The following is a 6301-nucleotide window of genomic DNA, read 5'->3' on the forward strand; positions in this document are numbered from 1 at the left end:
GTCTTCGTCGTGCTCGTCGGCTTCCTCGCCTGCGCCATGGCCTCCCAGGGCGGTGCGGCCCGCGGGGTCTACTCCCTCGCCCGTGACGGCGTCTTCCCCTTCTCCGGCCAGGTGCGCCGGGTCAACCGGCGGCAGGCCCCGATCGGCGGCCTGCTGGCCTCCACCGCCGTCAGCTGCTCCGCCCTGTTCCTGGGCCTGAACGCCACCGCCATCGGCAGCCTGATCGCCTTCGGCACGGCCGCCACGTTCCTGCCGTTCTTCCTGGTCTCGCTGGCCGCGCTCGTCGCCCGGCTGCGTGGCACCTGGGTGCCCTCGGGGCACATCCGGCTGGGCCGCAAGGGCACCTTCCTGAACGTGCTCGCCGTGCTGTGGACGGCCTTCGAGGTGGCCAACGTCTGCTGGCCGCGGGCGATCCTCGCCCCGCCCGGCGCCCCCTGGTACCAGATCTGGGCCGGTCTGCTGGGCACCGGCGTGGTCATCACGGCCGGCCTGCTCTACCTGCTGGTCCGGCGCCCCCAGGAGAAGCTGCGCGCCCTGGAGCCGCAGGCGGCGCGCACGTCCCCGGACCGCTCCGGCGAACCGGCGGCCGGGCTCTCCTGACCGCCTTCCGGGGGCCCGCCCGGCCGCGGCCGGCCCCCGGACCACCCACCACCCTCCTTGTTCCTCTCCGTCCCCGCACACCCATCCCTCGGGAGCTATGTCATGAACCTGCCAGCAAAGCCCTCGGTCCCCGCGATGTCCTCGGCAGCGTCGATGCCGTCGTTGTCCCGGCGGGGTTTCGGCGCCGCCGCGCTGGGGGCCACCGCCGCCACCCTGTTCGCCGGCCGCGCCCTGGCCGCCGGGACGACCGATTCGTCCACCGCATCCGCGGAGAAGTACACGGCGCCCGCCGAGTGGGAGGACCACTCCTGTTGCGTCATGTCCTGGCCCTGGGACCGCACCGACGGCTGGGGATCCCTGCTGCCCGACGTCCAGGCCGAGATCGCCGGCATCGCCCGGTCCATCGCCCGCTCCGAACCGGTCCTGATGTTCGCCGAACCGGGACACACCGACGAGGCACGTGCCCAGTGCGGCCCCACCGTCACCGTCGTCGAATACCCCGTCAACGACTGCTGGACGCGCGACACCGGCCCCATCTTCGCCCTCAACGCCGCCGGGTCCCGCCGGATCGGACTCGACTTCGGCTTCAACGGCTGGGGCGGCAAGTACCCGTTCGACAAGGACGACCTCCTGCCGGTCGGCGTCTGCGACCACCTCGGCGTGGAACGCCGCGACGTGCCGATGGTCCTGGAGGGCGGCTCAGTCATCACCGACGGCCAGGGCACCCTCATCACCACGGAGGAGTGCCTGCTCAACCCCAACCGCAACCCCACGATGACCCGGGCGCAGATCGAGGCCACCCTGCTGGCCGCCTACGGGGCGACCAAGCTCATCTGGCTCCCGTACGGCCTGGCCAACGACACCATCACCAACGGGCACATCGACCTCGTCGCCGCCTACCTCGGCCCCGCCCGGATCCTCCTGCACACCCAGCCCGACACCAGCAGCCCCAACCACGACCGGATGGCGGCCAACAAGGCGGTCCTGGACGCCGCCACCGACGCCTGCGGACGCCGCTTCGAACTGGTGGAGATGCAGCAGCAGCCGCACTTCCGCCAGAACGGCCTCATGGTCGAGACCTTCAGCTACACCAACTACTACCTGACCTCCGCCCAGGTGATCGTCCCGCAGTCCGGGGAGGCGGCGGCCGACGCCGCGGCCCTCGACCGGCTCCGGCCGCTCTTCCCCGGCCGCGAGGTCGTCGGCACCCCGGCCAGGATCCTGGCCTGGGGCGGCGGCGGGGTCCACTGCGTCACCCAGCACGTGCCGCGCACCCGCTGACCGGGGCGCACGGTTCGCGGCGCGCGCCCCGCGCGCCGCGAACCGGCCCCAGGGTGCCGCTTGACCCCTTCCGGATGTGGGCAGGGTGGGGCGAGGACATGCGGCCACCGCCCCGGCGGCCGGCCGCGCGGGACGGCTGACGGGGAGTGGGCATGGGGTGGACGGCGGAGGAGTTCGGGGCCTCGCACGAGGGCTGGGCCGGCGCGCTCCTGGCGGACGGTACCGAGCCGGGCCCGGTCTGCCTGGACCCGGGCAACGGCTCCGGCTTCCGCCAGACGCGGGAGTGGTGGGCCTACAACGGCATTCTGAACCGGCCCCGGGCCGCCGCCGCCCGCGCCGCGTGCGCCTGTGGCTGGCGCGGCGCCGCGCACTACCCGATCGACCTCGGGGGCGAGGACCCCTCCGGCCTGTACGAGCAGGTGATCGACGGGCCGCGCGACGACTGGGAACGCCACCTCGACGAGGTCGAGGCCCGCACCGTACCGCTGCCCGCGGTGCTGGCCGACCTCCTGGAGCGGCTCGAGGACCAGCTCAACAACCTGGCCGGACAGGCGCCGGTGGCCGCCCTCAAGGCCGTGGCCGCACTGGAACGCGTCACCAGGAGCGTGGCCCGCGACGCCGCCTACATCGCCGAGGCCGACGACCTGTCGTGGGAGTCGATCGGCACCGGCCTCGGGATCTCCGAGAAGGAGGCCCGCTCCCGCCTGAGCCACTACACCGGCCGGCGCTGACCGGCGGGGCGCGCCCGATCCCCGGGGGCGCCGCCCGGACCGAAGGGTCCGCCCTCCGCGAAGGCCAGTGCGGCGAAGCGCTCGCCGATCCGGCGGTGGGTGTCCGCGTCCGGGTGGAGGGCGTCGGGCAGCGGCAGTCCGGCGGCATCGGCCTCACCGTAGAGCTCGCGGCCGTCGAGGTGGTACAGGTACGGGTCCTCGGCCGCCCGCTGCCGTACGATCCGCGCCAGTTCCTCGCGGATGACGGTGAGCGTCAGCTTTCCGGAGGCGCGCTCGGCGGGGTCTCCCGCAGCCCGGAACCGCAGCTTCCCCGCACTGAGCGCGGCGGTGTCGAAGGCCGTCGGCCCCGGGGTGTCCTCGTGGATGGGGCACAGCAGCGGCGAGACGACCAGCAGCGGAGTGGCCGGGTGGCCCTCGCGGATGGTGTCGAGGAAGCCGTGGACGGCCGGGCCGAAGGCACGCAGCCGCATCAGGTCGGTGTTGACCAGGTTGATGCCGAGCTTGAGGCTGATCAGGTCGGCCGGGGTGTCGCGCAGGGCGCGGGCCGTGAACGGGTCGAGCAGCGCGCTGCCGCCCAGGCCCAGGTTGACCAGTTCCACCCCGCCGAGGGAGGCGGCGAGCGCCGGCCAGGTGGCGGTGGGGCCCGCCGCGCCGGAGCCCTGGCTGATCGAACTGCCGTGGTGCGCCCACACCCTGCGGCCGCGGTCCGGCACGGGGGTGACGGGGGCGTCGGTGCGCAGGACGGAGAGCTCGGCCGTCTCGTCGTGCGGCAGCCAGATCTCCACGTCCTTCATCCGGCCGGGCAGGCCCGCGAAGCGCAGGGTGGCGGGCGGTCCGGTCCGGTGGGCGGTGGCGCCGGTGGCCGGGTCGATGGTCAGGGTGTCGCCGCCCGAGGCGCCGGCCCGCCCGGCCGGGCGGCCGTCGACGAGGAGCTCGTATACGCCGTCGGGGCGGGCCGGGGCGCCCGCGTAGACCCGTTTGACGGGCACGGTGTCCAGCTCCACGACGGTCGCCGCGGTGCGGAAGGCCAGCCGTACGCCGGACGGCTGGGACTCGGCCAGGGCGAGCTGCCCGTCGGTGTTCTGGGCCCGGGCCCGGGCGGGCAGCCGGTGCGGCAGCAGGCCGCGTCCGGTGCGCTCGGTGTCCAGGGCCCCGCGCAGGAGGTCCGCGGTGACGGGCGTGGTCAGGGGAGGGGCGGCCGGGGGTGTCACCGGGCCGCCCGGGTGCGCAGCAGGGTGTCGAGGGAGTCGAGGGTCCATGACCAGCTCTCCTGTGGGTCGGGGGCGCTGTGGCTGAAGCCTCCGGCCAGCTCCAGGCTGACGTAGCCGTGGATGACGCTGCCGAGGAGGCGGACGGCGTGGGTCTGCTCCGGGCCGGTGAGGTCGTATCCCCGCAGGACGGCCCGCATCATCTCCGAGTGCCGTCGGCCGGCGCCGGCGACGGCCTCCTCGGGGGTGAGCCGGAACCGGGAGGCGTCGTAGCGGCCCGGGTGCTCGCGGGCGTAGTCGCGGTAGACGTCGGCCAGGGCGGTCAGGGCGTCCTTGCCGGCGCGCCCGGCCAGCGCGGAGGCGGCCCGGTCGGCGAGCTCCTCCAGGGCCAGCAGGGCGATCCTCGCCTTGAGGTCGCGGGAGTTGCGCACGTGCGAGTAGAGGCTCGCGACCTTGACGCCGAACCGGCGGGCGAGCGCCGAGGCCGTCACCTGCTCGAAGCCGACCTCGTCGGCCAGCTCCGCCCCGGCCCGCACCAGGCGGTCCGTGGTCAACCCGATCCGGCCCATGCCCCGTCCCGTCCCTCATGCCTCCCGCGGCCGGCGGACCAGGCGCCACCCACCGCGTGCCTACAGCAGTTAATCATTTGCCTAAAGCATATAGGCAAATTAGCGTGCGTCCCATGAAGCCACTGACCGAACAAGAGATCCGCGCCGCCTTCGTCAACTGCACCAAGGGTGAGGCCAAGCGCCTGCCCGTCCCGCGCGACCTGGCCGACCGCCCCTGGGCGGACCTGGACTACCTCGGCTGGAGCGACCCCCAGTCCCCGGGCCGCGCCTACCTGGTGACCGAGGCCGGGGGCCGGGTCAGTGCCCTCGCCCTGCGCCGCCCCACCGCGGGCGCCGGGCAGGCGCGACGCAGCATGTGCCGGATCTGCATGACCGGCCACGACGGGGGAGTGTCCCTGATGGTCGCGCCGAAGGCCGGCAAGGCCGGGCAACAGGGCAACTCGGTCGGCGTCTACATGTGCGACGACCTCTCCTGCTCGCTGTACGTGCGCGGCATCAAGGAATCGGGGCCGGGCGCACGGCTCCACGAGACGCTCACGCTGGAGGAGAAGGTCGGCCGGACGGTGGAGAACCTCGCCGCCTTCCTCGCGAAGGTGACCGCCTGACCCGTCTCAGGGTCCTCCGGGTGCCTCCTGGAGGGCGGCGGCGACGAGGGCGAGGTCGTTGCCGATGGACAGGATGCCCGCGGGGTCGGTGTTCGCCGTCGACGCTCCGTTCACGCCCGCGTAGAACGGGTCGAAGCGGCCGCCGCCCCGGTCGAGGTATCCGGCGATCGTGATGGCCCCGACGGCGAACCGGCCGTTCAGCGAGTCCCCGCCGACGGCCGCACCGGTCTTGGCGAACACCTTCCCGCGTGCCGGGCAGCTGCGGCAGTTGTCGGCGAGCAGGCCGTCGACGCCCAGGACGGGCAGGGTTTCCCGGAAGAGCCGGGCGTCCGGGCCGCGCTGCCAGTACGCCAGCATCTGCACCAGCGCCTGCGGGGTGGCCCGGTCGGCGGGGTTGCCGCCCCGGCCGTCCATCAGCTCCACCTGGCCGCGGTCGACCCCCGCCCGGCCGAGGAAGCCGGCCAGCACCGGGAACCCGTCCGCGCACTGCCGGCTGCCGGCGGCGACGGCCATCAGGCAGATGCCCAGGTTGGCGCCCAGGTTGTGGCTGACCTTCAGGATCAGCTTGGCGTACTGCTCGTACGGCGGTGAGGTGTACGCGGCCACCCGCGGGTCCCCCCGGTAGTCATGCGGCAGCCGGCCGACGGGGTTCGCCCCCGTCGCGGCGGCGCGGACCTCCACACCGGCCCGGCCGAGCGCCTCGATGAGCGCGGTCCGGCCGAAGGCGGCCGGGTCCGTGACCGGGGAGGTCCGCAGCAGCGGAGCGGAGCCGGCGGCGATGGTGCCGGACAGCCGGATCCGGGTACCGCCCTCGTCCGCCGTCACGGTGACCGCCGTGGGCTTCCCGGCCGCCACGGTCCGCACCGTGGACGTCACCTCGTACGGGGCGACCTTCGGCCGCCAGTCCAGCCGGGCCCCGGCACCCGCGCGGTCCCCGGGCGTGGTCAGCAGGTCGATCAGGTTGTCGTTGACGATCAGCGGGGTCGGCGTGGGGTCGAGGACGGGGTCGGCGGCGAACAGCCGGCCGTCCACGACCACCTCCCCGTCCACCCGGGTGATGCCCGACTCGCGCACTTGCCGGGCCAGTTGGTCGATCCCGGCCAGAGGGTTCTCCGGGGTGAGGGTGGCGCCGGGGAAGTCGTTGGCGTAGGTGTGGTCGAGGTCGGTGTAGGCGACGGTCCCGTCGGGACGCGTCCGCCCGCCCAGGGTGAGGTCGCCCTGGGCGACAAGGACCAGGTCCCCGGTCAGCGTGCCCGCGCTGCGCTTCCCGACGGCGTAGACGGGGGTCACGAACCGGTGGCCCGTCC

The 6301-nt window shown here is 74.3% G+C and carries 7 protein-coding genes; 4 read left to right on the forward strand and 3 right to left on the reverse strand.

The window, feature by feature from the left end:
- The 3 genes from VR44_RS34100 to VR44_RS34115 form a co-directional block, all read left to right on the forward strand.
- On the forward strand, nt 1-600 hold a 600-nt coding region (locus tag VR44_RS34100), incomplete at its 5' end, for an amino acid permease (RefSeq protein ID WP_045951517.1).
- 102 nt (nt 601-702) lie between these two features.
- The gene (locus VR44_RS34110) at nt 703-1881 is read left to right on the forward strand and encodes an agmatine deiminase family protein (RefSeq protein WP_245692736.1); all 1179 of its coding nucleotides are present in this window, start codon (nt 703-705) and stop codon (nt 1879-1881) included.
- Nucleotides 1882-2033: 152 nt separating this feature from the next.
- The gene (locus tag VR44_RS34115) at nt 2034-2612 is read left to right on the forward strand and encodes a hypothetical protein (protein ID WP_045951520.1); all 579 of its coding nucleotides are present in this window, start codon (nt 2034-2036) and stop codon (nt 2610-2612) included.
- Here the strand turns inward: VR44_RS34115 and VR44_RS34120 are convergent.
- A complete protein-coding gene (locus VR44_RS34120) occupies nt 2594-3871 on the reverse strand; it encodes an SGNH/GDSL hydrolase family protein (protein ID WP_094192096.1) in 1278 nt (425 codons plus the stop codon). The two genes, VR44_RS34115 and VR44_RS34120, sit on opposite strands and share 19 nt — an antisense overlap.
- Entirely contained in the window at nt 3820-4389 is a 570-nt protein-coding gene (locus VR44_RS34125; RefSeq protein WP_045951521.1) for a TetR/AcrR family transcriptional regulator, read from the reverse strand. Before VR44_RS34125 ends, VR44_RS34120 begins: the two co-directional genes overlap by 52 nt.
- A 113-nt stretch (nt 4390-4502) precedes the next feature.
- On the opposite strand from VR44_RS34125, the gene VR44_RS34130 reads away from it, so the two are divergent.
- Nucleotides 4503-4994 carry an FBP domain-containing protein gene (locus VR44_RS34130; RefSeq protein ID WP_045951522.1) on the forward strand — a complete coding sequence of 164 codons (492 nt, stop codon included), beginning with the start codon at nt 4503-4505 and terminating at the stop codon, nt 4992-4994.
- 6 nt (nt 4995-5000) lie between these two features.
- On the opposite strand, the gene VR44_RS34135 is transcribed toward VR44_RS34130, so the two are convergent.
- Nucleotides 5001-6301 (reverse strand): D-alanyl-D-alanine carboxypeptidase/D-alanyl-D-alanine-endopeptidase (locus VR44_RS34135; protein ID WP_045951524.1); only part of this gene is annotated, 1301 nt, incomplete at its 5' end.

The sequence above is a fragment of the Streptomyces katrae genome (genome assembly GCF_000966975.1).
In the GTDB taxonomy this organism is placed as follows: domain Bacteria; phylum Actinomycetota; class Actinomycetes; order Streptomycetales; family Streptomycetaceae; genus Streptomyces; species Streptomyces katrae.